Source organism: Kribbella sp. NPDC056861, from assembly GCF_040687575.1.
Classification (GTDB): Bacteria; Actinomycetota; Actinomycetes; order Propionibacteriales; family Kribbellaceae; genus Kribbella.
In genome coordinates, this window is sequence record NZ_JBFBNQ010000002.1 from 1,171,115 (window position 1) to 1,196,421 (window position 25,307).

A 25,307-nucleotide genomic window follows, 5' to 3' on the forward strand; every position below is an offset into this window, starting at 1 on the left:
GGCCGAAATGCGTCCTATAGTCGAAGCCATGTGTGCTCAGGTCGTGCTTGCCGAGGACGATGAGAAGCAGGCCGAGCTGGTCCGGCGCTACCTCGAACGCGAGAACCATTCGGTCACCGTCGTCCACGACGGGCGGTCCGCGCTCGAGGAGGTCCGCCGTCAACAGCCCGAGTTGCTGGTGCTGGACGTGATGCTGCCCGGCGTCGACGGCCTGGACGTCTGCCGGATCCTGCGGCAGGAGTCCGACATCCCGGTGCTGATGCTGACCGCCCGGACCGAGGAGGACGACATGTTGCTCGGCCTCGACCTGGGCGCGGACGACTACATGACCAAGCCGTTCAGCCCGCGGGAACTCGCGGCCCGGGTTCGCACCTTGCTCCGCCGGACCAGTGCCAGAGCCGTCGAGCCCGACACCATGCTGCGGGTCGGCGGTGTCTCGGTCGACACCGACCGGCACGAACTGTTTGCCGACGGCACCTTGATCACCTGTACTCCGGGTGAGTTCCGGCTGATCGCCACGATGGCCGCGCGGCCGCACCGGGTCTTCACCCGGGCCCAACTGCTGGAGCAACTGCACGGCATCGATCAGTACATCACCACCCGCACGATCGACACCCACGTGCTCAACCTGCGCAAGAAGATCGAGCCGGACCCGCGCAAACCGGTCCGGTTGCTGACGGTCTACGGGGTCGGCTACAAGCTGACCGACGGGTAGATGACCGCCCGGCGGAGCGTGCTCGTGCGGTTGCTGGCCGGCGCCGTGCTGATCGCGCTCTGCTCGATCGCGGCGACGGCGTGGCTGGCGGCCCGCAGTACGTCGGTCGCCATCCAGGAACAGCAGGGCCAGGCGCTCGCCGAAGACGCCAAGATCTACAACGTCCTGCTCGGGTACGCCGCGACGCATCGCACCTGGTCCGGGATCGGCAAGGAGATCTCCCAGCTGAGCGCCGATACCGGCCGCCAGATCACCCTCACCTACCGCGACCGCCGGCTGATCTCGGGCCAACCGGTGCCGGCGAACCAGATCGCGTCCGCCGGGATCAATCCGCTCGATCTCAGCGCCGGACTGCTGGGGGCGAGCACGGATCAGATCGACCCGCGGGTGCTCGGGCCCTTCCAGCTGACCACGGCGGAGAAGGAGTTCCTGGACCAGGTCGCCAAGCGAGTGCTCGGTTGCGTCCAGGACCAGGCCGGTGGCCGCGGCAAGATCGCCCTCGGACCGACCGGCCGACCCCGGATCGAGGGGGCCGAGGACTTCTACCTGGACCGGTGCGAGGCCTCGTCGCTGGACGAGATCACCAAGCGGCAGGCACCGGCGTACGAGCGGCTGCAGACCATGGTGAACACCTGCCTGGCGAAGAAGGGGCCGGCGGCACCGATCAGGTTGCAGGCCGATCTCAGCTGGACGCTCCTGCGCGGGCTCGGTCCGGTCCAGGTCAGCAGACCCTCCGACCGCAAGCCATCGCCGGAGGCGCCGCTGCCCGACCCCGAAGCGGTCGAAAGCTGCCTGGCCGCTTCCCGCCGCGCCCTGCTCACCCCGTACGTCGCTCCGCCCGCGCTGCTGTTCGTCAGCACGCACAGCGAGGCGTCGGCGGAGCTGGACCTGTCCCCTGCCAACCAGAAGCGGATCGCCGGGGTGGCCGCCGCGATCCTCGGCATCACCGTGCTGATCGCAGTGGTCGGCGGGATCCGCCTGGTTCAGCCCCTCCGGGCCCTGACCAAGGCGTCCCGGCAGATGACCAGTGGCGACGAGGACGTGCGGGTGAAGGTCCGCGGTACCGACGAGATCGGGCAGCTGTCCCTCGCGTTCAACGAACTGGCCGACAGCCGGGCCCGGACCGAATCATTGCGCAGAGCAATGGTCAGCGATATCGCCCATGAGCTGCGGACGCCACTGAGCAACATTCGCGGTTGGCTGGAGGCCGTCGAGGACGGCGTGGCCCAACCCGACCAGACGTTCATCGCGTCGCTGAGCGAGGAAGCCGCGCTGCTGCAGCACATCCTCGACGATCTGCGCGACCTGGCCACCGCTGATGCCGGCAATCTGCGGATCCACCCGGAGCGGGTGTATCTCGGCCTCCTGCTCGACCAGGTCGCCGGGACCTTCCGGAGCCAGGCCGAGCACGCCGAGGTGGCGTTGTCCTCGGCAACCGTCGGCGACATCGAACTGGAGGCCGACCCGGTCCGGCTCCGGCAGGCGGTCGGCAACCTGGTCGCCAACGCGCTCCGGTTCACCCCGGCGGGTGGCAGTGTCCGGATCTCAGGGCGCATCGACGGTGACGAGGTGATCATCGACGTGATCGACACCGGCGCGGGGATCGCGACCGAGGACCTGCCGAAGGTGTTCGACCGGTTCTGGCGCGCCGAGCAGTCCCGCAACCGTCATACCGGCGGGAGCGGCCTCGGCCTGCCGATCGTGCGCAGCCTGGCCGAGGCCCACGGCGGCACGGCGAGCGCGACCAGCACGCTCGACGTGGGCTCCACCTTCACTCTCCGGCTGCCGCGTCAGCCTCCGGACGACGCGCGGGTCACCGCTTCCTGATACCAGCGGGCGAACTCGCCGCGGAACTGCGGTCGGTCGTGGATCGGGTGCGACCAGCCGAGGATGACGTCGATCGAGTCACCGGTCGGCAGCATCGCCTTGAAGGTGGCGCCGTCGGGGTCGATCGAGGTCAGCACCACCGCCGTCGCCGACGGCTGCTCGCCGAGGGTGCGGACGATCAGCAGCGAGTCGTGGGCGTGGTCCTCGTTCATGTGCCGCAGTACGGCGAGCACGATCTCGGGATCGAACGGGTCAGTCGCGGTCATGCCTGGGCCTTCCGTCGGCGGGTCGCCAGGGTGAGGGCGACACCGGTGATCAGCAACAACGCTCCGAGGAGCGGCAACCAGAGGGCCGCACCGCCGGTGCTCGCGAGTGCGCCGGTCGGTGAGGTCGGGGTGTTGTGCACGGGCGGCTCGGTGGTAGCCGTGGCCGTCGGTGTTGGTGACGGGGTGGCCGTCGGCGTTGGCGTGGCCGTCGGCGTCGGGGTCGGGGTCGGGGTCGGTGTGGGGCTGACAGTGAAGCCAGCGGTCGCTGTCACCTTGTCGCCCGCGGACAGCGTCACCGTGTGCTCCCCGGCGCCGAACTCCGCCGGGACCTTCCAGCTGAAGGAGATCGTGCCGGCGGCATCAGCCGTCTGCTCCCCCAGCACCGTGCCCTGATCAGCCTCGGCCGACGCGACGAACTGCAACGGCACCCGCACGTCGAACGCCCGGTTGCCCGTTGACCGGTGATCCGCCCGCAGGTAGAGCACGCACCCGCTGACCGCCTTGCTGCAGTCGGTGTGCTCGTCGGCCGACGAGACCTTCACCGCCGCCTTGGCGGTGAGATCGGCCCCGACCGGTACGACGAGCTGTTCCGAACCGGCGTACGGGAAGTTGGTGATCCACTGGGACTCACCGGAGGAGCCGGTCAGATCGGCGCCGCCGATCGCCGGGGACGCCTGCTTGCCGGGGCCCTGGTCGACCGCGGTCAGTACGTAGAAGCCGCTCGGCGCGTCGGCGGTGTTGGCCTTGCTGTTCTTCAGCCCGGTCGCGCGAACGTTGACCTTGGCCCCGCTGACCACCTGAAGCTTGCCGTTGACAACCTTCAACTGCCTGCCGTCACCGGAGCTGATGACCACGCTCTGCCCGTTCGCGTTACGGAAGGTGTACTCCGCGGGCTGGCCGGCATCGACGACCGCCTTCACCTTCTGGCCGCCGGGGAAGTCGGCGCCGGTGACGGCGATGTCCTCGCCGGGCTTGACGTTGCTCGGGGCAATCTTGACGGTCGGCGCGGTGACCGTGAGGGTGACGGCGGTCGACGTCGCCGATCCCGCCTCGTTGCTGAACACGGCCCGGAAGCGCGCGTCGTTGTCGTTCGCCGTGACGGCGGTCAGGGTCAGCGTGCTGGTGATCGCTGACGGCGAGGAGATCGGCGCCCAGGTCTTACCTGTGTCAGCACTGCGCTCCCACTGCACGGTCGGCGCCGGAGTACCGGTGGCTGCGGCCGTGAACGTCACGCTGCCACCGGCAAATGTTGTTGCAGGCAAGGGCTGGGTGGTGATTGCCGGCAGCACCGGTTGCGGTCCGGCGGGCTTGAAGGTGATGGCCTGGAAGACGTCCTGGCTGCGATCACCGCGGTGGTCGACCTCGACGTTGTCGGAGGCCAGCGGTGAGTTGAAGCTCGCGATGAAACAGGGTTTCGCGAGGCAGTCGACGTCGGTGTTCTCGTTGCGGAAGGTGACGGCCGTCTCGACCGAGGCCTCGAAGGTGCCGGTGGCCGAGGTGACGACGCGTTGGGCGCCGGAGAAGGGCGACGGGTTCGACTCGCCTGATTTGCCCTGCGGAGTCTGGGCGACGTACAGGGCGCGGTTGGCGGCGAAGCCGGTGCCCTTGACGGTGACCGACTGCTTGTCGGTGAGGTTGGTGTTCGGCTCGACCGTCAGTACCGGTGGGGTGCTGGGGTTGGCGAACGTGATCGGCTTGAGGAGTTCTTGCGGCGCGTTCGGTGCTGCGCCGCCGGCTGCGTACGTCGCGATGCCGTAGGTGCCCTTCGCCGTGTCGGCGGGCTTGACGGTCAGGGTGGTTTCGAAGGTGCCGTCAGGCTTGAGCGTCACGTACGCCGGGTTGGCGGCACCTGGGCGAGAGGCATCGGGCAAGGCCCACTTCTGGTCGAGTACTCGACGGGAGTCTGCCGGTGCGTTCTCGGACGGACGCCAGGTTGCGTCGAAGCTGCCGAAGACGACGTACACGCCGGCGGGCAAGCCAGGCGTCACGGGCGGACGGGTCGACAGGTTGGCGGCCGGGTCGTAACCGGAGCCGCGGACCGTGACGGTCTGCCCTGCCTGCGGAACGGTTTGGAGTGGCTGGCCGTCGGGGCCGAGGAGTTCGAGCTTCGGCTCCCAGACCGGGGTCGGGGCGACCTTGACCGCGAAGCTGACCGGGTCGAGCGCAGTACCGGCGGTGTAGAAGTTTGCGAAGGCGGGGACACCGGCTTCGGTGAGTTTGGTGGTCGCGCCGAGGGCGGTCGCGACGCCGTCCTTGATGGTGACCGGGTGCCCGGTGAAGTCGACGTCGGCCAGCGCGAGGTCGTCGTACGTGGTGAGCTGGCCGTTCTCCAAGCTCTTGCTGATCACGTCGGCCATCAGCGATCCGGTGCTGCCGTTGAGCTGCACGCGGACCTCGGAGACGGTGACCTCGAGCAGCGGATTGCCCGGCTGGGTCTCGTGCCCCTTGAAGTAGACGCCCCCACTGCCGACCGGGAACCGGAACGTCCCGTCGGCCTTCCGCGTCGACGGCGGCTGCATCGTGATCGACCCGTGCGCGATGTTTCCTTCGATGTAAGTCCGGAAGGAAAGCTTCAGCCCCCAGTCGATCGTGTCGACCGGCGGAACGCCCGGAGCGGGATCGCCACCGTCGCCCGCAAACGCCACCGGCACAGCAAGCTCATGCTCACCATTGACCGCGCCTCCCCCCGGATAGGTGTAGACCCCGTAGTTCCGCGGGTTCTCGGTCGCCTTCTTGGCTTTGACCTTGACCTCAAAGGTCCCGTCCTCGTTCAGCTTCACCAGCCGGGGAACCTGGTTGGCGAAGTCCCGGCTCACCTGGTCGAACGACGCCTGCGGCAGCGCCCACTTCGTGTCCAGCAAGGTGCGAGTGCTGGAGTCGGCGCCCGTCGAGGGTTTCCAGTTCTCCGCGAACGATCCGAACACCACGTACACGCCAGCTGGCTCGCCTGGCGTGACCGGCACGCGCAGGCTCTTGTTGGCAGCCGGATCGAACCCGGACCCAGTCACGGTGAGCTCTTCGCCTTCTGCGACGCCGGACGTCTTGGAAGCAACAATCTTGGGCACCCACACCTGCTGCTCCGCAGCAGGTGTGGGTGCGGTGGAGGGCACAGGCGAGGCGCTGGCGGTGGGTGAGGCGCTGGCGGTGGCCGTGGCGCCGCCGGTGGGCGCGGCGGTGGCGTTGGGGGCGAGGACTGCGGTGGCCAGCAGCAGCGCGGCCATGCCTGCCACTCCGCGGCCCAGCGCCCTGCCACTCCCCGCAACTCGGCGGCTCATGCGGTCGGCTCCTTGGCGGTCTTGCGGCGGCGGGTGGCGAAGATCAACACAACCCCAACCACCAGCAAGGCCAGGGCGGCGAGTAGGAACACCGTCGGGAGACCGCCCGTGCTGGCGAGCTTTCCGGCGGGCTTCTTCTCCACACCAGAGTTGTTGCTGCTAATGGCAGGCGGCTGCGTAGTACTAGGTGAAGCAGTAGGCGGCGCGGTGGTGGCACCGGCGCCGGCGAAGGTGACCGGGATCAGCACATCGGCGCTGCGGTCCGCAGTACGGGTGTGGTCGGCTCGGGTGCCGACGACGCAGCCGAGCGGTGCCACCTTCTGGTCCAGGCAGTTGGTGAACTGGTCCTTCGCCTTGATCGTCAACTGCACCTCGAACGACCCTTTGCCATCAACCTTGGTAAAAGGCTTGGCAATCCCCTCGCCGTACGACGGCGGGTTCGACGAGATCCACGCCGACGACCCCGAGTCGCCTTGCATGTCGACGCCACCCAGACATGGGGACGGCAGCTGGCCGGCGCCCTTGTTGACGCAGAACACGACGTAGATCCCCTTGTTCAGGTCGAATCCACGCCCCCGCACAGTCACCGGAGTACCGGCCGGATTCAGCCCCTGGCTGCGGCTGACCGTCACCTCCTGCCCCGACGGCCCCGACGCCGCGTGCGCGGCTCCGACCGGAACCACTGCAAGCAGCAGTACTGCGACCAGACCAGCCAACCGTCTCAAGATCTTCCCTCCCCAGCCGCAGCACCCGTGCCGCGCCACCTGACGAAACGACACGAGTGCTGCAGGTTAGCCTCACCTAACTCACGGTTGGTTAGGCTAACCTAAGTTCTGTGACCCCACAATCGGGCCCGACGGCCACCGCCCTGCCGCCGTTCTCGCAGCGTCTCCGGGAACGGAGCATGCGGATGCACCAAGACGCCGAAGGGAGTACCTACCTCGCCGCGCTGACCGCCGGCCAACTCGACCTGACCGCCTACGCGGCCCTGGTCAGCCAGCACGCGGTCATCTACCAAGCGCTGGAGCGACTCACCGCCGACCTCGCCGACGATCCGATCGCCGGCCGGTTCGCCTTCCCGGAGCTGGCTCGCCGCCCACACCTGGAGGCCGACCTCGCCTTCCTCGCCGCGCGCGGCATCCCCACCGCCGCCCCGACCGAGGCCACCACCCGGTACGCCGAACGCCTGACCGAGCTGGCCACCTGGCCTGCCGGTTTTGTCGCGCACCACTACGTCCGGTATCTCGGCGACCTCTCGGGCGGCCAGGCGATCGGCCGGCTCATCGCCACGGCGTACGGGCTGGTCCCTGGTGGCGACGGGGTGCGGTTCTACGTCTTCGACGACGTCAAGCCGAAGCCGTTCAAGGACAACTATCGCCTGCTGCTCGACGCCATGCCGCTGGACGAGCATGAGCAGGAGGAGGTGCTCGACGAGGTCCTGCTGGCCTACAAGTTCAACGTCGACGTACTGGCCTCGCTGGCCGAGCAGGTGCTTCCGCAGTACCCGCAGGTCGTCTCGTGAGCCGTCCCGCCCTCGCAGCCCTCCTCCTGCTCGCCGTCACCGCGTGTGCCGGCCCGTCCGACGCAGCCTCACCCGGTACTACGGCAGCCGACGCCTGCCGCCCGGCAGTCAAGGGCTTCGCCGTCACCACCGACGCCGACGGCAAGCCGCTGCCCAAGCCGACGGAAACCCCGTCACAGCAGGCGAAGGACCCGCACACCATCAGCGGACCCTCAACGGCGACTCTCGCGGACCACAACATCCACCCGGTCGAGTCCACCCAAGAGCCGAAGCTTCCGGTCGAGGTGAAGTCGTGCGACGGCAAGTCGGTGCAGGTGAAGGACGTCAGCCGGATCATCGCGGTCGACCTCTACGGCACCCTCGCCGAGATCGTCTTCAGCCTCGGCCTCGGCGACAAGGTCGTCGGGCGGGACACCTCGACCGGCTTCCCCGAGGCCGCGACGCTGCCCAAGGTCACTCCGTCCGCGCATGACCTGAACGCGGAGGCGATCCTCTCCCTCGACCCGACCGTCGTGCTGACCGACAAGAGCATCGGTCCGCCCGAGGTGCTGGAGCAGTTGCGCGCCTCCGGTGTCGCGGTGATCTTCTTCGACGACGCTCGCACGATGGACGGCCTGCCGAGTCAGGTCCGCGCGGTCGCGGCAGCGCTCGGCGTACCGGAGCGTGGCGAGCAACTCGTACGCCGTACGCAGGGCGAAATCGTCAAGGCGCTGTCCCTCGCGCCGCAGGGCGCGAAGCCGCTGCGGATGACGTTCCTGTACGTCCGGGGCACGGCCGGCGTGTATCTGATGAGCGGTCCGGGCTCGGGCGCCGACGCGATGATCAAGTCGATCGGCGGCGTCGACACCGGCACCGAGATCGGTCTGACCAAGCCGTTCGTGCCGCTGACGAGCGAAGCGCTGATCCGCTCGCAACCAGATTTGATCATCGTGATGACCGAAGGTCTGAAGTCGATCAAGGGTGTCGACGGCCTGGTCAAGCTGCCGGGCATCGCACAGACCCCGGCCGGGCAACACCGCCGGATCGTCGATATGAACGACACCGAACTACTCGGCTTCGGTCCCCGCACCGGCCGCACCGTGGAAGCTCTCGCCAAGGCGGTCTACACCCCAACTCAGTCGTGAGGCTCCGCAAGATCAGCCTGGTCACTGGGCTTGTACTAACCCTGCTCGTGATGGCTGTAGTCGCCGCGGGCATCGGCCAGCTACCGATCCCCGCCGGCGAGATCCTCGGCTCCGTGATGCATCGCTTGGACCACACCTTGGAACAAGTCCTGCACCTCAACCTCCCCCTCGACCTCGGCCCGCTGCCGCATCACCCACAAGGCGACAACGCCCTCTGGAAGGTGCGATTCCCGCGAGTCGCTCTGGCCGTCCTGGTCGGTGCCTCCCTCGCAACAGCAGGCGCCTTGATGCAAGGCATCTTCGGCAACCCCCTGGCCGAGCCGTCCATCGTCGGCGTCTCCTCCGGCGCGGCCGTCGGCGCCAGCCTGGTGATCGTCACCGGCGTCACCTTCCTCGGCGACTGGACGATCGCCGCAGCCGCCTTCGTCACCGGCTTGATCACCACCCTGCTGGTCCACGTGCTGTCCCGAGCCGGCGGCAAGACCGAGGTGGTGACGCTGGTACTGACCGGCATCGCCGTCAACGCACTCACCTTCACCCTGATCTCCTTCGCCACCTTCATCGCCAGCACCAGCGCCCGCGAGCAACTCGTCTTCTGGCAACTCGGCAGCCTCAACGGCGCCACCTGGCAAGCCGTCGGCGCCGTGCTGCCCTTCACCGCAGTCGGCCTGATCGCCGCCTTTGCACTGAGCCACAAACTCGACCTGCTCTCCCTCGGCGACCGATCGGCCGCACACCTCGGCGTCGATGTGGAACGCCTTCGCCTGCTGGCAATCATCGTCGTCGCACTACTCGTAGGCGCCAGCGTCGCCTTCGCCGGCATCATCGGTTTTGTCGGTCTCGTCGTCCCGCACCTGATCCGGATGGTGGCCGGCCCCGGCCACCGATTGTTGCTCCCAGCAAGCGCCCTGGGTGGCGCCGTCCTGGTGATCAGCGCCGACCTGATCGCCCGCACCCTGATCCGCAACGCCGACCTCCCGATCGGCATGGTCACCTCACTCGTCGGCGCACCGTTCTTCTTCTGGCTGCTACGCCGCACCAGAACCCGCCAGGGAGGGTGGGGATGAAACGCCGGCTACCAACCCGCCTCGACCCCGGTACGACGATCGCCGCCGTTCGCGACCTGCACGTCAGCCTCGGCGGCACCAAGATCCTCGATGGCGTGACTCTCGACGTCACAGCCGGCCAGGTGCTCGCTCTCGTCGGCCCGAACGGCGCCGGCAAGTCGACCCTGCTCAGCGCATTGTGCGGCGACCTCCCGATCGACAGTGGCGAGGCAGTTCTCTTCAACGAGCCACTGCAGCACTGGTCCGCGGTCGAGATGGCCATGCGCCGCGCCGTGATGTTGCAGCAGGCAACGATCTCGTTCCCGTTCAGCGTTGCGCAGATCGTCGAGATGGGCCGCGCACCGTGGTCCGGCACCGATCGCTCCGAAGACGACGAGACAGCAATCGGTACGGCGATGGCGCTGGCTGATGTGGTGCCGTTCGGTGAGCGGGTCTTCAGCTCACTGTCCGGAGGGGAACGAGCCCGGGTCTCGCTGGCTCGCGCTCTCGCCCAGCAGGCGCAACTTCTGCTACTGGACGAGCCGACCGCCGCGCTCGACCTTCACCACCAAGAGGACGTGCTCCAGCTCGCCTGCCGTCAGGCGGCGGCAGGCGACGCGGTGGTCATCGTGCTGCACGACCTCAACCTCGCCGCGGGGTACGCGGATCGGGTGGCGGTGCTCTCTCATGGTCAGCTAGCCGCGTGCGGTCCGCCGGCCGAAGTACTCACTGCGGAGTTGCTGAGCGAGGTCTACCAGCACGAAGTCGAGGTCTGTCCACACCCGGCCACCGGCGAGCCGGTCATCCTGCCGCGCCGCCAGACCCGCCGGCGCCACTAGACCCAGCAGCACCTCCAGAGCCGCCAGCCGGTCGGCGAGCCGCCGCCGAGATGATCGGATCGGTCTCGTCGTCGAACTCCCCGATCACCTCCTCCAGCAGGTCCTCGAGCGCGACAACCCCCACCGGCTCGTCACCCTCCTGCACGATGGCCAGCTGCGACCGCCGCTCCCGCATCAACCGAATCGCAGCAGCCACAGGCGTGGTCGCCTGCAACCGAAGCGGCTCAGTCATCAAATCCGAGGCCCGCAACGTCGTCCCACCACGCGTGGTCGCCCGAGCCACATCACTTACGTGGACGATGCCGCAGACAGCCGTAGTACCGGTCGTCACCACCGCGAGTCGCGAGTGGCCCTCACGCCGACTGGTGAGCTCGACCTCGCGCGCAGCCGCAGAAGCGGGCACGGTGGAGACCTGCGAGGTCGGCGTCATCACCTGAGCGACAGTCGTGTTCTGCAGGGCCAGCATCGCCGTCAGCAGGTCGTGTTCGGGCGCCTCCAGCGTGCCGTGCTCGCGAGACGACTCGATCAGCAATCGCAGCTCGTCCGGCCCGTGTGCGTTGGCCAACTCGTTCTGCGGCGTGACCTTCACCAGCCGCAGGCAGAGATTCGCCATCCCGTTCAGTACCACCAGCAACGGGCGTACGACGTACGTGAAACCGCGGAACGGCAACGCCAGCAGCAACGCCGACCGCTCCGGATCGCTGATCGCCCACGACTTCGGCGCCATCTCGCCCAGCAGGATGTGCAGCAGGCCGATCCCGCCAACCGCGATGATCAGCGAGATCACGTGCCCGGCGTTCTCCGGCAGACCGACCAGCTCGAACAGCGGATGCAGCAGATGCGCGACCGCGGGCTCCGACAGCGAGCCGAGTCCCAGCGTGCAGAGGGTGATGCCGAGCTGCGCGCCGGCCAGCATCAGCGACAGCTCGCTGACTCCGGCGATCGCGGCCCGCGCGGACCGGCTTCCCTCGGCGGCGGCCTGCTCGAGCCGGTGCCGCTTGGAGGCGACCAGCGCGAACTCCGCGGCGACGAAGAAGCCGTTGAGGATCAGCAGCAACAGCGAGATCAGCAAGGCGACCGTAGTACTCATGCCATCCGCTCCAGTACGACGATGCCGGGCACGTGCCGCAGTACGGTCTGGACCCGGAGCCTGACCAGCTCGGTCGGCACCCGCCGGCCGTCATGGTCGAAGCGCCGCGGCAGCTCCACCACCAACTCGTCCGCCACGTCGGGAATCCGCCCGAGCCGGGCCATGATCAACCCCGACACCGTGTCGTAGTCCTCGTCCTCCGGCAGCTCGATCCCGGTCGCCTCGGCCACCTGGTCGACCCGCCAGCGCGCCGGCAGGGTCCACGATCCGTCCGGGTTCTCGATCAGCTCGGCCTCGGGCAGGTCGTCCTCGTCGCGGATCTCGCCGACCAGCTCCTCGGCGATGTCCTCCAGCGACAGCACGCCGGCGAAGCCGCCAAACTCGTCCACGACGATGGCCAGCTGGCGGTGCGCGGTACGAAGCGCCTGCAGTACCGCGGGCAGCGGCAACGTGGACGGTACGACGACCGGCTCCGCGGCCAGCGACCCGGCCAGCACGTGGAACCGGTCAGCCGGCTCGACCTCGACCACGTCGCCGATCGCGATCACGCCGACCACCTCGTCGACCGTGTCCCCGATCACCGGGAACCGGCTGTGCCCGGTGTCGAGCAGCTCCACCACCCGGGTCAGCGGCGCGTCCCGGTGCACGGTCAGCACATCCACCCGCGGCGTCATCACCTCGACGGCGTTGCGGTGCCGGAAGTCGAGACCGCGGTCCAGCAGCCGCATGGTGTCCTCGTCGAGCAGACCCTGCTCGTACGAGGTGGCGATGATCCGGTCCAGGTCCTGCGCGGTCGCGCCCTGCGGGAGCTCCTCGACCGGCTCGATCCCGACCCGGCGCAGGATCCGGTTCGAGGTGGCGTCGAAGACGTGGATCAGCGGCCCGGCGACGGCCAGGTAGATCAGTGTCGATCGGGACAGCTTCAGCGCGATCGCCTCGGCCCGGGCGATCGCCAGGTTCTTCGGGGCCAGCTCGCCGAACACCATCTGGATGATCGTTGCCAGCAGCAACGCGAGGATCACCGAGACCGACAGGCTGACGCCTTCCGGCAGGCCCGCCGTACCGAGCAGGTCCTCGATTCCCTGACCCAGATACGGCTGGGCGGCGTACCCGGCGAGCAGCGCGGTCACGGTGATCCCGACCTGCGCCCCGGACAGCACGAAGGACAGCCGGGACGTCACCTTCAGCGCTCGGGCCGCGGCGGCGTCACCACCGTCGGCGAGCGCCTGCAGCCGGTTGCGGTCCACCGCGACGTAGGAGAACTCCTGGGCCACGAAGTACCCGGTGGCAATGGTCAACGCCAGGATCAGCACCAGGCCGATCACGATCAACATGCAGCGACCTTACGAGTACGCCGCCCGCCGACATATTGCGGGTCTCCCGATCTGGCTCATCTGATCAGCCAAGCCAACCTAACTAGCTGCGGATGTTCCGGCCTTCCAGTCCGGGTGCCCCGGCATGGCCGGCAGCTTGGTGCCGTACAGCCAGGAGCGCAGGAACGGACCGAGATCGCGGTGCGCCACCTTTGAGGCGGTCGCGATGAACTCCTCGGTGCTGCCGAGCCCGTTCGCGTGCTCGCGGACCCAGGTGCGCTCGATTTGGTTGAAGGTCTTGGCGCCGACGGTCTGCTGCAAGGCGTAGAGCACCAACGCGCCACCGCCGTACGCCGCGGAGCCGTACGGGCGTAGCGCTGCGCTGTCACCAGGCCACTTGGCCGGGTCAGGCTTGGCGATCGGGCCGTTGACCAGCAGTTTGTTGCCCTCTTCGACGTAGGTACGGCGCATCGACTCGGCCAGCGTCGTCCGTCCCTTGGCAGCTGACCACAGATCTTGGTAGAAGACCGCGTGCCCCTCGTTCAGCCACAGGTCCGCCCACTGCTTCGGCGAGACCGAGTTGCCGAACCACTCGTGCGAGATCTCGTGCAGCACGACCGTGTCGGTGCCGTTCTGCTCGAATCCCTCCTTGGTCATCGCGTCGGCCGACATCAGGGTGAGTCCCTGCGTCTCCAGCTCGCCGCCGACGGGAGCGACGTACGAGCCGGCCCGGACGCCTGGGAACCGGCCGAGTCGCGCCTCCATGAACCGCACCGACTCGTCGAACGACTTGAGCTGCGGCTTGATGTCGGCCAGCTGCTTGGTCGGCACGGCATGCCGCATATCGATCCCGTGCGGGCCCTTGGTGTGAAGCACCGTGAACGGTCCGACGCCGAGCTGCAGCAACTCGGTCGCGAGCTTGCGGTCCTCGCGGAAGACCCGGGTGATCTGCTTGCCGCTCGCAACCGTTCGGATGAGCTTGCCGTTGGCAATGGAGTTCAGCCGGGCCGGTGCGGTGATGCTGATCGTGGCCGGCGCCTTCTGGGCCGGATGGTCGCTGACGGCAAGCATCCGGCGAGCGCCGGACGGCTGGTTGATCGCCTGCACCCAGTCGTCGTAGTGGAGCAGGCCGGGCGGGAACGCGACGTTCGGATCGGTGACGCCGGTGACCTTGCTCTTGACATCGACCTTGACCACGAAGCGCGTGTTCTTGCCCAGGGCCCGCTTCGGCGTGATGACCAGTTCCCCTTGTGGGGTTGACTTCCAGGTCGCCCGGAGCCCGTTGACCCGCACCTCGGTGACCGCGGGGCCGAGCAGGTCGAGATTGAACTGACTCAAGCTCTGCGTCGCGCGGCCGGCGAGCGTAGTACTGGCTGTGTAGTCGGTGAGCTTGTCGTTGAACCGGAACGCGAGCTGCTGATCGAGTACGTCGTACCCACCGTTGCCGAGCTCCGGCCACACCTTGTCGCCGATGCCCGGCGCGCCTGCGGTGGCAGGTTGTGCGGCCAGAGCGGAGGGGATGGTGAGTCCCGCTCCCAGGGTGGTCAGGGCGAGCGCGGTCGCGACGATGCGACGGGGTTTCTTCATACCGACGAACCTATTGACGCGTTGTCACCACCGCATCACCCCCTGGTCGCCATCCCGACTCATCCCCAGGTCGCAGGCCACCGCGGCGGACTACACCGGAGGTTTGTGCTTCTCCTCGAGCTGGGCTGGTTCGTCCTTGATCTTGCGGAACTCGTTCAGCGCCTTCGCCGCGTTGCGGGTCAGGTCGGGGAGCTTGTTCGCACCGAACAGGAACACCACCACGACCAGCAGCACGATCCACTCGCCGCCCTCCGGCAGCGCCAGCAGTGAAGCCATCACAGTCCTTCTTTCCCGATGCCCCAACCACGATACTGCGGCACCGTAGGGTTGCGCTGTGACCCTTCCTGAGTTGTTCGGCGCCGCAGTACGGCGGGACGGCGCCAATCCCTTCCTCACCTACTACGACGACGTCACCGGCGAACGGATCGAGCTCAGCGCGGTCACCACCGCGAACTGGGTGGCGAAGACCGCCAACCTGCTGGTCGACGAGTACGACCTGGAGTCCGGCGAAACAGTCGCGATCGGGCTGCCGGCGCACTGGCTCGGCGTGGTCTGGGCGCTGTCGACCTGGTCGGCCGGCGCCGCCGTCACCACCGGCGACGGCGCGCTCGCCATCACCGGCCCCGACTTCGCCGTTCACGGCACCCGCGAGACGATCGCCTCCGCGCTGCTCCCACTGGGCGGGCGGTTCCGCGAGCCGTTGCCTGCGGGGGTCCACGATTACGGCGCCGAGGTCTACAACCACCCTGATCTGTTCGTCCCGTTCGACCCGCCGACCGCTGGCAGTCCGGCGTACGACGGTCGAACGCACGCCGAACTGATCGCCGGCGCCGCGCCGATCAGCGATCGTGTCCTGACCACGACCTCACTGGTCAGCGCCGAGGGCATCGGCACGCTGGTCGGCGTGATCGCCGGCGGCGGCTCGATCGTGCTGTGCCGCAACCTGGACCCCGCGAAGCTCGACCGGCGCGTCGCGGACGAGAAGGTCGACCGAGTGTTGGAGGAGCTCTAGATGCAGCGGTTTTCGGGCAAGGTCGCGCTCGTCACGGCGGGCGCGCAAGGAATCGGCGAAGCGGTCGCGCGACGGATCGCGGCCGAGGGCGGCTCGGTGGTGATCACCGATCTGCAGCAGTCCAAGATCGAGGCTTTGGCGGCCGAGCTCAACGGCTTCGCAGTACCGCTCGACGTGACCGACCGCGAACAGGTCGACGCTGCGGTCGCGGCCACGATCTCGCGCTTCGGCCAACTGGATGTCCTGGTCAACAATGCGGGCGGGTGCATCGTCAACTCCGTCCCCGAAGACACCACCGACGAGGACTGGCACCGCCAACTCGACCTCACCCTGGTCGGCGCCGCCCGCTGTATCCAGGCGTCGCTGCCACATCTGGTGAAGTCGCGCGGCAACGTCGTCACGATCAGCTCGGTCAACGGCATCGCCGCCTTCGGGAACATCGAGTACGCGACTGCGAAGGCCGGTCAGATCGCGATGACGCAGAACTTCGCCGCACGGTACGGCGGACTTGGGGTGCGCTTCAACGTGGTCGCGCCGGGGACCATCCGGACGCCGAACTGGGACAACCAGCCGGACACGCTCGAGCGATTCAAGGCGCTTTATCCGCTGGGTCGTGTTGGCGAGTCGGAGGATGTCGCGGCTGCGGTGGCGTTCTTGGCTTCGCCGGATGCTGCGTGGATCACTGGGCATACGTTGCCGGTCGAGGGCGGTGTGCTGACTGGGCCGGGATTGCTTGATCTCACGCCCTCGGGGCCTTTTCGGAAGGACTACCCGACCGACTAGCCGGCTCGTGACGCTTCGCGTCACCTCGCGGGACCTGATGCGGGGCAGGGACCGCGCTCCTTTGCGGAGAATCGGCGGACACCTCCGACCAGACACCCCGCCGCGCCAGGGCTCGTGACGCTTCGCGTCACCTCGCAGTACTCGATGCAAGGCGGGTACTACGACATGCGGAAGATGAGCGTCGGCATCTGCCCGTACGCCGCCCGCCACAGGCTCGTGACGCTTCGCGTCACCTCGCAGGACCTGATGCGGGACGGGGCCCACACCCCCTTCGCGGGCGGTGGTGCTGCTCTCGCCTGACCACGCCGCCCCCGCCAGGGGCTCGTGACGCTTCGCGTCACCTCGCTGATCCAGATGCGGAGCGGGGAACCGCACCCCTATCCGAGGACTGAGTGCGACCTCCTTCTCATGGCACGTCGCCGCGTGCTCGTGACGCTACGCGTCACCTCGCGGGACCAGACGCGGGACGGGAACGCACACCCCCCTCGCCGATGGTGGTGCTGCTCTCGCCTGACCACGCCGCCCCCGCCAGAGCTCGTGACGCTGCGCGTCACCTCGCTGAAACCAGATGCGGGACGGCAATCCCACCCCGATGCGGCGAACCCAGCAACTACCCCGCACCCAAGTACACCGACTCACCCCGCCGAGCTCGTGCCCCCGTACGCGTCACCTCGCGGTACTCGATACGAGGCGGGTACTTCGCCATGCGGCAGGCGAACGGGGCATCTGCCCGTTCGCCGCTCGCCCCGGGCTCGTGACGCTTCGCGTCACCTCGCAGTACCGGACGCGGGACGGGAACCACACCCCCTCTGCGGGCAATGGTGCTGATCTCGCCCGGCCACACCGCCTCCGCCAGAGGCTCGTGACGCTTGGCGTCACCTCGCTGAACCAGATGCGGGACGGGAACGCACCCCCTAACCGGAGAGTACGAGCCGCGGGCCTCCGCATGCCGGGGCGCCCAGCCCGGCTCGTGCCGGATGCCCAGCCTGACTCAAGCCGCGACACATCACCTCGCCGTACTCGCTACAAGCCGGACCCACCCGATGCAGAAGGTCAAGGTAGGCACCTGCTCGTGCGCCCGGCGCAGGCTCGTGGCGCTGGGCGTCACCTCGCAGGACCGGATGCGGGACGGGAACCACACCCCCTTTGCGGGCGGTGGTGCTGATCTCGGCTGGCCACATTGCCTTCACCAGGTCTCGTGACGCTTCGCGTCACCTCGCAGCACTCGATGCAAGGTGGACTCACCCCCATGCGGCAGGTGAACGCAGGCACCTCCCGTACGCCGCCCCGCCACAGGCTCGTGACGCTGCGCGTCACCTCGCAGAACCGGATGCGGGACGGGGACCATACCTAATGGGTGCCGAACAGCGCCTACCGGATTGAGTCCGTATAGACCCGGGATCTCTGCAACTGCCCACAGACCGGACAGCTCTACGACCCATCCAAGGCCTTCCCGAATCAGGAGCGGCCACCGGCGCGATCGGCGACGCCGAAGCCTGACGGCAGGTCGCTGCCAACGGACCGCCGTCGCTTCAAGCGAGTGCGAACCTGGGATGCGGAGGTGGGCATGTTCTGTAGGCGTAGATCGGACAAAAAGTTTCTGCATAATCTGGCGACGTTCGCGCTCAGCGGCGACGTCACCTACGAAGACCTTGCCAATCTGATCATGGCAGTCGTCATTTGCGGGCGGAGAGTTCACGTCTACATCGCATCCGTGGACGACGCCGTTTTCCTGGCCGAGTTGTGTGCCCTCAGGGTCCACAGTGGGGAGCGGGCATTCTCGGTCCTGGGGACCAAGAACGTCATCAATCCGGTCGACTACCGCACCGTGGTCGTGTTCGGAAGCCGACGTGACTTCGAGTCCAGCGCGGAGGAGGAGCGGTACTCCGGTGTGCGGCGGCACACGGCATTGGTGGTTTCCGGTATCGATCCGCGTTGGTTGCGGAGGAAGTATCGGCAGGTCTTGTCGGCCTCCGAGTGATCCAGGAGACCTCGCGACTTGCGCGCAAATCTCGTTAGAGGTCTGGTGGGGTCTCCGACGGATGCGACCGGATCGAACTCGACGTCGACCGTCGTCAGCCAAGACGGCGGTCCACTGTCCAGAAGCCTTCAGGTCACGCGGAACACCGGCCACCCGATCTCCGTGCGCCAGGCGGCCGGATCGCTCACATCCCGCGGCCCCACGCGGTAGACCTCCCGCACGGGCCCAGCAACCGACATCGCGTTCTCCACGACCCACGCGCCGAGCTGGCCGTAGGTGACGTCCGCGCCGTCGTGCTCGCCGATGTGGGTGGTCACCGCCAGTTCCGCGGCTGGCAGGGTCACGGGGTGCACCCGTCCGGTGTGCGGCGGGGTGGAGGTCGGCAGGTAGAGCAGCACCCGGCCGCGGCCCTCCTCGAACAGGGAGTTGTCGTAGGTACCCCCGGGCGGACCGGTCACACCCGCGCCCACGGCCGCTTCCAGCTCGGCCATCGCACCGGCGAACCACGCCTCGACGTCGGCGTGGCCGATCACTGCCTCAACCGCCGCGACCTCGCGGGCGGGTTCGGCGCGCAGCTCGACCTCAATCGGCGCGGGGCCGGGCTGCAGGAGGCGGCGCAGCGAGGTGACCGCGGCCCGGGTGCGATCCAACTCAGCTTCCAAGCGCAGTAGGTGACCCGCGACCAGGGTGGACCGTACGCCGGGGTCCGGCGTACGCAGGATCTGCTGTACGTCACTCAAGGGGACGTCGAGCTCGCGGAGCCGGTTGATGACCTGCGCGGTCGGGATCTGCTCGACGGAGTAGTACCGGTAGCCGGTCACCTCGTCCACGACGGCCGGCTCCAGCAACTCCCCCTCGTGGTAGCGGCGCAGGGTCCGCACGCTCAGGTGGGTCAGACGCGAGAACTCCCCGATGGTCAGCACACATCCAGTGTGGACTCTCTCCCTGGGAGAGGGTCCAACGCTTGACCCTCCTGCGCCGCGAGGCCGCACGGTGACGACATGACAAACACCAACTTGCGCTCCGACACCCTCCCGACCACCGTCCGCGACTTCCTCGCAGCGAGCATCGTGCACGACGCGGACACAGCCTCGTCGTACCTCGTCGAAGACGTTGTGATCGTCGACCAGAACGAGACCTTCCGGGGCCGCGACGAGGTGCACGCGTTCCTGCGCGACGCCGGCGCCGAGTTCGAGTACACCACCGAGCAGATCGGCGCCCACCGCGTCGACGACGACCACTGGGTGGCGACCCTGCGCCTCGAGGGCACCTTCCCGGGCGGCGTCGCCGACCTGGACTACCGCTTCACCCTCCGCGGCAACCTCGTGGCCGAACTCGTCATCGCCAACCACGAGGCCTGAGCCCGACCGCGCACCACCGAACCGTCAGAAGAAAGAAGAGAAATGTCCAGCAAAGAACGTGACCGCCTCGACGGCCGTCACGCGCTCGTCACCGGCGGGTCGAAGGGTTCGGGCAAAGCCGTCGTCACCCGCCTGCGGGAGATGGGCGCCGACGTGTGGACCACGGCCCGGACGATGCCCACCGGGTACGACCGCCCCGACCGGTTCATCGAGGCGGACACGTCGACCGTCGACGGCGCCCAGCTCGTGGCGGACCGCATCACCGAGTCCGTCGGCGCCCTCGACATCCTCGTGCACGTCGTCGGCGGCGCCTCGACACCGTCGGGCGGATTCGCGGTCATCACCGAAGACCAGTGGCTGACCGAACTGAACCTGAACTTCCTGGGTGCGGTGCGGCTCGACCGAGCCCTCCTGCCGGCAATGACCGCGGCCGGGTCGGGTGTGGTGCTGCACTTCACCTCGATCCAGCGGGAACTACCGCAGTACGACGCGTCGCTGGCGTACGCCGCAGCCAAGGCGGCGCTACGCACATACAGCAAAGGCCTCGCCAACGAACTCGCACCGCGCGGCGTGCGGGTCAACGCGATCAGCCCCGGCGGCATCGAGACCGAGGCGTACGAGCGGTTCGTGGACCGGATTGCCGAGGGCAACGGACTCACCCGCGAGGCCGCAAAGCAAACGATCTTCGACTCCCTCGGCGGGGTTCCGCTGGGGCGGTTCGCCCAGCCCGAGGAGATCGCCGATCTGGTCGGGTTCCTGGTGTCGGACCGCGCTTCGGCCATCGTGGGCGCGGAGTACGTCATCGATGGGGGCACGGTTCCGACCGTCTGAATCAATGGCGGGGCGGCCTGGAGGAGATTGGGCCGCCCCGGTCGAAGGATCACCTCAAGAAGCGCTTCTAGACAAACTTGACTAGATGTTTCCTCCTCGTGCATTCTGGCCAAGTAGTCAAACTTGCCTAGCGCTTCATCGATCCGTTCGCGACAGGGGAGAAGGAATCGAACCCATGGGAAAGCTCGCGATCGAGACGAGAGGGTTGAGCGGAGGTGGGCGCATATCGGCGACGAAGCTTCTGGTGCTCGGTATCGTGCACCTCTCCGGCGGCGCGCATGGCTACCAGGTGCGGTCCGAACTGGAGAGCTGGGGTGCGGAGAGTTGGGCCAAGATCAAGCGCGGCTCGATTTATCACGCGCTGAAGAAGGCGGCGGCTGATGGCCTTCTCACCGAACACGCCGAGCCGGGCAACTCCGGGCCGGAGCGCGTTCTGTACCGCGCGACAACTCGGGGCCGCGAGGAGATCGTCGAGTTGGTCCGCGACGGTCTGCGGCGCACCCACGACTCGGACATGCTCAACGCGTCCATCGCCATGTTGCCCATGCTGACCAGGACAGATGCCATCGCGCAGGTCAACGAGCGGGTCGCGCGCCTGGAAGCGGAGCTCGTAGTGCAGGCCAAGTGGCGGGAGCACCCCAATAGGGACGCCCCCGAGCACGTCCGCGATCAGGCCGAACTGTGGGCGGGACAGGCACGCACCGAACTGGAGTGGGCGAAGAGCCTGAGCACACGACTGTCCGAGGGCGCCTACACCATGGCTGATGATCCGGGTTCGTGGCGAACGATCCCCGATCACCTCGAGATACGCGTCTGACCAACTTGACCAGACGTTTTGTCCTCGTCTGCTCTGGCCAAGTAGTCAAATTTGACTAGCTCACCAATCCGTTCGTAACGCCGAGGGAAGGAATCGAACCTCTACCGCAACAAGAAGTAGAGGCCGCTACCGCGAGCACTTGGTCGAAATCAACTCCGACAACCCGGCCCACTCGGCCAAAGCCATCACCGCTACCAGACCCGGACACGACAAGGAGAGCCGAATGAGCACCATCCCCAAGAACAGCTCGGAAACCGTTGCGCACACGCCCGGGCGGGCGAGCAGCATCGGGGTCTGGATTCTGCACGTCGTGCTGGCGGCGATAATCGCCGGCGGCGGAATCTCGAAGCTCGCCGGCGACCCGGTCATGGTGGACATGTTCGCCGACATCGGGGCTGGCCAGTGGCTCCGGTACCTGGTCGGAGCGCTGGAGGTCGCGGGAGGGGTTGGACTTCTGATCCCGGCTCTGGCGGGCCTGGCCAGTCTCGGGTTGGCGGCATTGCTGACCGGTGCTGTCATCACCGATCAATTCGTGCTCGAGCAGAGCCCTTGGCTGCCGCTCGCCTTACTCATCGTGGCGGCCGTGATCGCAAGGACGCGGTGGTCGCGCACCGAGGCCGTCGTCGGCACGCTGCTCAGGCGCTGAGACAAACCTCTCGAACGGAGATGTGAGATGAACGAGATGGCCTTTCGCGTGACATCAAACGATGGCACCACCATCGCCTACGACCGGAGGGGAAGCGGTCCGGCCGTCATTCTGGTGGGCGGAGCACTCGACGAGGGGGTGGAGAACGCTCCCTTGGCGCCGGCTCTCGCCGAGCACTTCACGGTCTACAACTATGCCCGTCGGGGACGCGGCGCGAGCGGCTTCACCGAGCCGTACGCCGTGGAGAGGGAGATCGAGGACCTGGATGCGTTGATCGCGGAGGCGGGCGGCTCAGCACACCTGTTCGGGGCGTCCTCTGGTGGTGCGCTGGCGCTGGAAGCGGCCGCGGCCGGGTCAGCCATCGACACGATCGCCGTGTGGGAGGTGCCCTACGCGGTCGGAGACGACATCCGCCAGCGATTCGAGAAGTACGTCGCCGACACCCGACGCGCTTTCGACGCCGGGCGGGACGAGGAGGTTCTCGAACTGTTCATGCGCTTGAGCGGCGCCTCCGACGACAACATCGCGGCCAGGAAAGCGGCAGGCAAGCAGACGGCGCATTGGGCGCATTCGGTCGCCCTCGCGCCCACGCTGGTCCACGACAGCGTCTTCCTCAACCGCTACCAATTGCCGGCCGATCGACTGGCAACGGTCACCCAACCGGTCCTGGTCACCACCGGAGGACCGATCACGGTCCCCTATATGGCAGGCCTGCCCTCGGATTTCTTCGACCGCGCAGCCGACGAGCTTGCAGACCAATTACCCCACGCTCAACGGGAGACCCTCGAGGGGCTGGATCACGTCGTCGACCCACGGACCGTCGGCCCGCTGTTGCTACGGTTCTTCAGCAGCGAACACTGAGAGGCCTGCGAGGTGTTGCGGGAAGACCGATTAGTCACCGCGCAAGCAGATCTTCGTCGCGCCAGGGACACGGCATAGACATGAGCTCGCTGTTCCCTGCTCTCCTTCGCGCGCTGCTCCTCGGCGCCCCGTTGAGTTCCTGATATCGCCACCCAACCGCCGAATGCGGCGACAGCGAGCGAGATGAGGCTCGAGAGCACAGCGATCAGCCACTGTGGCCAGCGAGGGCTACTTGGCGCCTCCGCTGCAGAGCGCAGCACCACCGCCCGCAGAGGGGTGTGGTTCCCGTCCTGCATCCGGCCCTGCGAGGTGACGCGAAGCGTCACGAGCCTGTGTGTGGGCATCGAAAGCGGGCAAGTGGTCAACCCTCACTGCCCGCGCAGAGGGGTGAGATCCCCGTCCCGCATCTGGCTCAGCGAGGTGACGCGAAGCGTCACGAGCCCGGGCGCAGGCGCCCAAGCGGGCAAGCGGGCAAGCGGGCAAGCGGGCAAGCGGGGTCTGATCCCCGTCCCGCACCTGGTTCAGCGAGGTGACGCGAAGCGTCACGAGCCCGGCACGGCGACCGCTCCACCGGGGCGGTGTGGCCAGCCGAGACCAGCACCACCGCCTCAAAGGGGTGCGGTTCCCGTCCCGCATCCCGTCCTGCGAGGTGACGCGAAGCGTCACGAGCCCGGCGCGGGCGCTCAAGCGAGCAAGAGGTCAGTGCTCGCTGCCCGCATAGGGGTGTGGTTCCCGTCCCGCATCCGGTACTGCGAGGTGACGCCAAGCGTCACGAGCCCGGGGCGGGCGGCGTACGGGCAGAGCCCCGTTCATCTTCCACATAGTCCAGCGCCCTGCCCCGAGTCGCCTCAAAGCATCGCGAGATCCACCGCATCCGCCATCGCACGATAGCCCGCCTCATTGGGGTGCAGATGATCACCACTGTCGTACTGCGCCGCCAGCCGAGTCGGATCAGCTGGATCAGCAAGCGCCACAGCAAAATCAACAACCCCGTCATACTCACCGCTGTCGCGGATCCACGCATTGACAGCCACCCAGATCCCTTCGCTGCGGGCAGTGTGGACCTCCGCCCCGCGGAACGGCGGCATGGTCACGCCGACGAGGCGGACTCCCCGGGCATGAGCCTCGCGGATCAGCGTGCGGTAGCCGGCGATGAGCTGCTCAGCGGTGATCGGCGGATTCGGGACCGTACACGAGTTCGCCGGTACTTCGGGATAACCGAGATCGTTGATGCCGATCAGCGCAATGGCAGTCGTGACGCCCGGCTGGTCGAGGACGTCGCGCTGGAAGCGATTCAGACCCCGTTCGCCGGAGCAGGCCGAGTCGGCCAGCAGCCTGTTGCCGCCGAGTCCGGCGTTGAGGACCGGCATCGGGCGACCGGCCGCAGCGAGTCGCGCGGACAGCAGATCGGGGTACCGCAGCCCCGGCGTGGTTCGGTAGCCGTTGGTGACCGAGTCGCCGAACGCGATCACCAACCCCTGGTCCAGCCGCGCGCGGCTAGCGTGCGACCGCGGGCGTCCAGGCCGATCTTGCGCCGCGGCGATCGTGTCGATGCCCGCCAGGAAATACCAGCTCCCGCTCGACTCCCGGTACGGCGTACCGCTGGTCTCCGCGCGCTGGTCCCCCACCGCCCGGTACGACGCCCCGATCGCGCCGTACTCGTGGAAGGTCGCCGGCCCGGTCGCCTCGGCGAAGTACAGCGTCACCGCGACCCGACTTCCGCTGCTCAGCCCGGTCAGCGCGACCGCGTCACTCGCGACCTTGCCGCCGACCGGCACACTGACAGCCTCAGCTCCCCGGAACCTCACCGTCCGCGCCGATCCGTCCTCCGTCGCCGCCCCGACGGCCGCCTTCGCCACGCTCGCGCCGGCCAGCTTGAGCGTGCGATCGCCGTACTGGTTACTGAGCCGGATCCGGATCTTCGCGCCGCCGGCCGCGACCCGCACAACCTGCCGGACCGACTGTCCGACGAAGCCTTGCTGCGACCAGTTCGGGTTGGCATTCGGCTGCTGCATCGCGGTCAGCCACGCCGCCCGCCAAGCAGGCTCCTGCTCGATCGGGACCGAGGCATGTGATGACTGCGCCACCACCATCAGCACCACCGATCCCAGCGCCACGATCGACCCACACCAGCTGCGCGCAACCCGCATTCCGACTTCTCCCTCACCAAGTTCCCCAATGGCCAGATGCAACAACCCCGACAGAGGTTGCGAAACCGGCGGGGGTTTCTTGGCGGGGAGGTCTGCGTGCACAACGACAGGCAGTAGCCGCCCTGTCCGGCAACCACCAGGCGCAGACGGACCGCTCATCGGCCCGCAGAGGCAACTACTGCCTGTCGTTGTGCACGTGATGCTGATGAATGGACTGCCTTCGGGGAGGGCAGATGGAGCAACTGCTCGCAAGGTCGCCGC

The 25,307-nt window shown here is 67.9% G+C and carries 24 protein-coding genes; 15 read left to right on the forward strand and 9 right to left on the reverse strand.

Translation table 11 applies throughout. The features are described from left to right. Nucleotides 1–28: 28 nt before the first annotated feature. Complete coding sequence (locus AB0P21_RS12520; RefSeq protein ID WP_363696052.1) at nt 29–715, forward strand: response regulator transcription factor; 687 nt, start codon at nt 29–31, stop codon at nt 713–715. Further along, on the forward strand, nt 716–2,542 hold the full coding sequence (locus AB0P21_RS12525; RefSeq protein ID WP_363696054.1) for an ATP-binding protein: 1,827 nt from the start codon (nt 716–718) through the stop codon (nt 2,540–2,542). On the opposite strand, the gene AB0P21_RS12530 is transcribed toward AB0P21_RS12525, so the two are convergent. The 3 genes from AB0P21_RS12530 to AB0P21_RS12540 are packed head-to-tail and all read right to left on the reverse strand — an operon-like array spanning nt 2,506 to nt 6,808. Further along, the gene (locus AB0P21_RS12530) at nt 2,506–2,808 is read right to left on the reverse strand and encodes a DUF2470 domain-containing protein (RefSeq protein WP_363696056.1); all 303 of its coding nucleotides are present in this window, start codon (nt 2,806–2,808) and stop codon (nt 2,506–2,508) included. The genes AB0P21_RS12525 and AB0P21_RS12530 overlap by 37 nt on opposite strands. Next, nucleotides 2,805–6,083, reverse strand: a complete 3,279-nt coding sequence (locus AB0P21_RS12535) for an HtaA domain-containing protein (protein WP_363696057.1) — start codon at nt 6,081–6,083, stop codon at nt 2,805–2,807. The genes AB0P21_RS12530 and AB0P21_RS12535 overlap by 4 nt, the downstream gene beginning before the upstream one ends. Continuing rightward, nucleotides 6,080–6,808 carry a hypothetical protein gene (locus tag AB0P21_RS12540; RefSeq protein ID WP_363696059.1) on the reverse strand — a complete coding sequence of 243 codons (729 nt, stop codon included), beginning with the start codon at nt 6,806–6,808 and terminating at the stop codon, nt 6,080–6,082. Before AB0P21_RS12540 ends, AB0P21_RS12535 begins: the two co-directional genes overlap by 4 nt. A 110-nt stretch (nt 6,809–6,918) precedes the next feature. On the opposite strand from AB0P21_RS12540, the gene AB0P21_RS12545 reads away from it, so the two are divergent. Genes AB0P21_RS12545 through AB0P21_RS12560 form a run of 4 tightly spaced genes read left to right on the forward strand, consistent with a single transcriptional unit; the run spans nt 6,919 to nt 10,614 of the window. Next, complete coding sequence (locus tag AB0P21_RS12545; RefSeq protein WP_363696061.1) at nt 6,919–7,605, forward strand: biliverdin-producing heme oxygenase; 687 nt, start codon at nt 6,919–6,921, stop codon at nt 7,603–7,605. After that, on the forward strand, nt 7,602–8,729 hold the full coding sequence (locus AB0P21_RS12550; RefSeq protein WP_363696062.1) for an ABC transporter substrate-binding protein: 1,128 nt from the start codon (nt 7,602–7,604) through the stop codon (nt 8,727–8,729). Before AB0P21_RS12545 ends, AB0P21_RS12550 begins: the two co-directional genes overlap by 4 nt. A gap of 50 nt (nt 8,730–8,779) precedes the next feature. Next, a complete protein-coding gene (locus AB0P21_RS12555) occupies nt 8,780–9,796 on the forward strand; it encodes an iron ABC transporter permease (protein WP_363696064.1) in 1,017 nt (338 codons plus the stop codon). Further along, nucleotides 9,793–10,614, forward strand: a complete 822-nt coding sequence (locus AB0P21_RS12560) for a heme ABC transporter ATP-binding protein (RefSeq protein ID WP_363696066.1) — start codon at nt 9,793–9,795, stop codon at nt 10,612–10,614. Before AB0P21_RS12555 ends, AB0P21_RS12560 begins: the two co-directional genes overlap by 4 nt. On the opposite strand, the gene AB0P21_RS12565 is transcribed toward AB0P21_RS12560, so the two are convergent. The 4 genes from AB0P21_RS12565 to AB0P21_RS12580 form a co-directional block, all read right to left on the reverse strand. Continuing rightward, nucleotides 10,577–11,704, reverse strand: a complete 1,128-nt coding sequence (locus tag AB0P21_RS12565) for a hemolysin family protein (protein WP_363696068.1) — start codon at nt 11,702–11,704, stop codon at nt 10,577–10,579. The two genes, AB0P21_RS12560 and AB0P21_RS12565, sit on opposite strands and share 38 nt — an antisense overlap. Continuing rightward, nucleotides 11,701–13,038 carry a hemolysin family protein gene (locus AB0P21_RS12570; RefSeq protein WP_363696070.1) on the reverse strand — a complete coding sequence of 446 codons (1,338 nt, stop codon included), beginning with the start codon at nt 13,036–13,038 and terminating at the stop codon, nt 11,701–11,703. The genes AB0P21_RS12565 and AB0P21_RS12570 overlap by 4 nt, the downstream gene beginning before the upstream one ends. Nucleotides 13,039–13,116: 78 nt before the next feature. After that, nucleotides 13,117–14,604, reverse strand: a complete 1,488-nt coding sequence (locus tag AB0P21_RS12575) for a M1 family metallopeptidase (RefSeq protein WP_363696072.1) — start codon at nt 14,602–14,604, stop codon at nt 13,117–13,119. 90 nt (nt 14,605–14,694) lie between these two features. After that, complete coding sequence (locus AB0P21_RS12580) at nt 14,695–14,880, reverse strand: twin-arginine translocase TatA/TatE family subunit (protein ID WP_363696074.1); 186 nt, start codon at nt 14,878–14,880, stop codon at nt 14,695–14,697. A gap of 58 nt (nt 14,881–14,938) precedes the next feature. Here AB0P21_RS12580 and AB0P21_RS12585 point away from each other — a divergent pair, with 58 nt between their 5' ends. From AB0P21_RS12585 to AB0P21_RS12600, 4 genes are all read left to right on the forward strand, one after another. Further along, entirely contained in the window at nt 14,939–15,616 is a 678-nt protein-coding gene (locus AB0P21_RS12585) for a TIGR03089 family protein (RefSeq protein WP_363696075.1), read from the forward strand. Further along, nucleotides 15,617–16,399, forward strand: coding sequence for an SDR family NAD(P)-dependent oxidoreductase (locus AB0P21_RS12590; protein WP_363696077.1), 783 nt, complete (start codon nt 15,617–15,619; stop codon nt 16,397–16,399). Between the two features lie 114 nt (nt 16,400–16,513). After that, nucleotides 16,514–16,699, forward strand: a complete 186-nt coding sequence (locus tag AB0P21_RS12595) for a hypothetical protein (protein WP_363696078.1) — start codon at nt 16,514–16,516, stop codon at nt 16,697–16,699. Nucleotides 16,700–17,939: 1,240 nt separating this feature from the next. After that, a complete protein-coding gene (locus AB0P21_RS12600; protein WP_363696079.1) occupies nt 17,940–18,380 on the forward strand; it encodes a hypothetical protein in 441 nt (146 codons plus the stop codon). 128 nt (nt 18,381–18,508) lie between these two features. On the opposite strand, the gene AB0P21_RS12605 is transcribed toward AB0P21_RS12600, so the two are convergent. Continuing rightward, nucleotides 18,509–19,303, reverse strand: a complete 795-nt coding sequence (locus tag AB0P21_RS12605) for a MerR family transcriptional regulator (protein WP_363696080.1) — start codon at nt 19,301–19,303, stop codon at nt 18,509–18,511. Between the two features lie 78 nt (nt 19,304–19,381). Between AB0P21_RS12605 and AB0P21_RS12610 the strand changes: the two genes are divergently transcribed. From AB0P21_RS12610 to AB0P21_RS12630, 5 genes are all read left to right on the forward strand, one after another. Then, nucleotides 19,382–19,741 (forward strand): nuclear transport factor 2 family protein, encoded by a 360-nt coding sequence (locus AB0P21_RS12610; RefSeq protein ID WP_363696082.1) that lies wholly within the window; start codon nt 19,382–19,384, stop codon nt 19,739–19,741. A 42-nt stretch (nt 19,742–19,783) separates the two neighbouring features. Then, entirely contained in the window at nt 19,784–20,572 is a 789-nt protein-coding gene (locus AB0P21_RS12615; RefSeq protein ID WP_363696083.1) for an SDR family oxidoreductase, read from the forward strand. 175 nt (nt 20,573–20,747) lie between these two features. Next, on the forward strand, nt 20,748–21,389 hold the full coding sequence (locus AB0P21_RS12620) for a PadR family transcriptional regulator (RefSeq protein ID WP_363696085.1): 642 nt from the start codon (nt 20,748–20,750) through the stop codon (nt 21,387–21,389). A gap of 223 nt (nt 21,390–21,612) precedes the next feature. Beyond that, nucleotides 21,613–22,035, forward strand: coding sequence for a DoxX family protein (locus AB0P21_RS12625; RefSeq protein ID WP_363696087.1), 423 nt, complete (start codon nt 21,613–21,615; stop codon nt 22,033–22,035). A gap of 27 nt (nt 22,036–22,062) precedes the next feature. Next, the gene (locus AB0P21_RS12630; protein WP_363696088.1) at nt 22,063–22,896 is read left to right on the forward strand and encodes an alpha/beta fold hydrolase; all 834 of its coding nucleotides are present in this window, start codon (nt 22,063–22,065) and stop codon (nt 22,894–22,896) included. 848 nt (nt 22,897–23,744) lie between these two features. Here the strand turns inward: AB0P21_RS12630 and AB0P21_RS12635 are convergent. Then, nucleotides 23,745–25,046, reverse strand: a complete 1,302-nt coding sequence (locus AB0P21_RS12635; RefSeq protein WP_363696089.1) for an SGNH/GDSL hydrolase family protein — start codon at nt 25,044–25,046, stop codon at nt 23,745–23,747. Nucleotides 25,047–25,307: the final 261 nt, after the last annotated feature.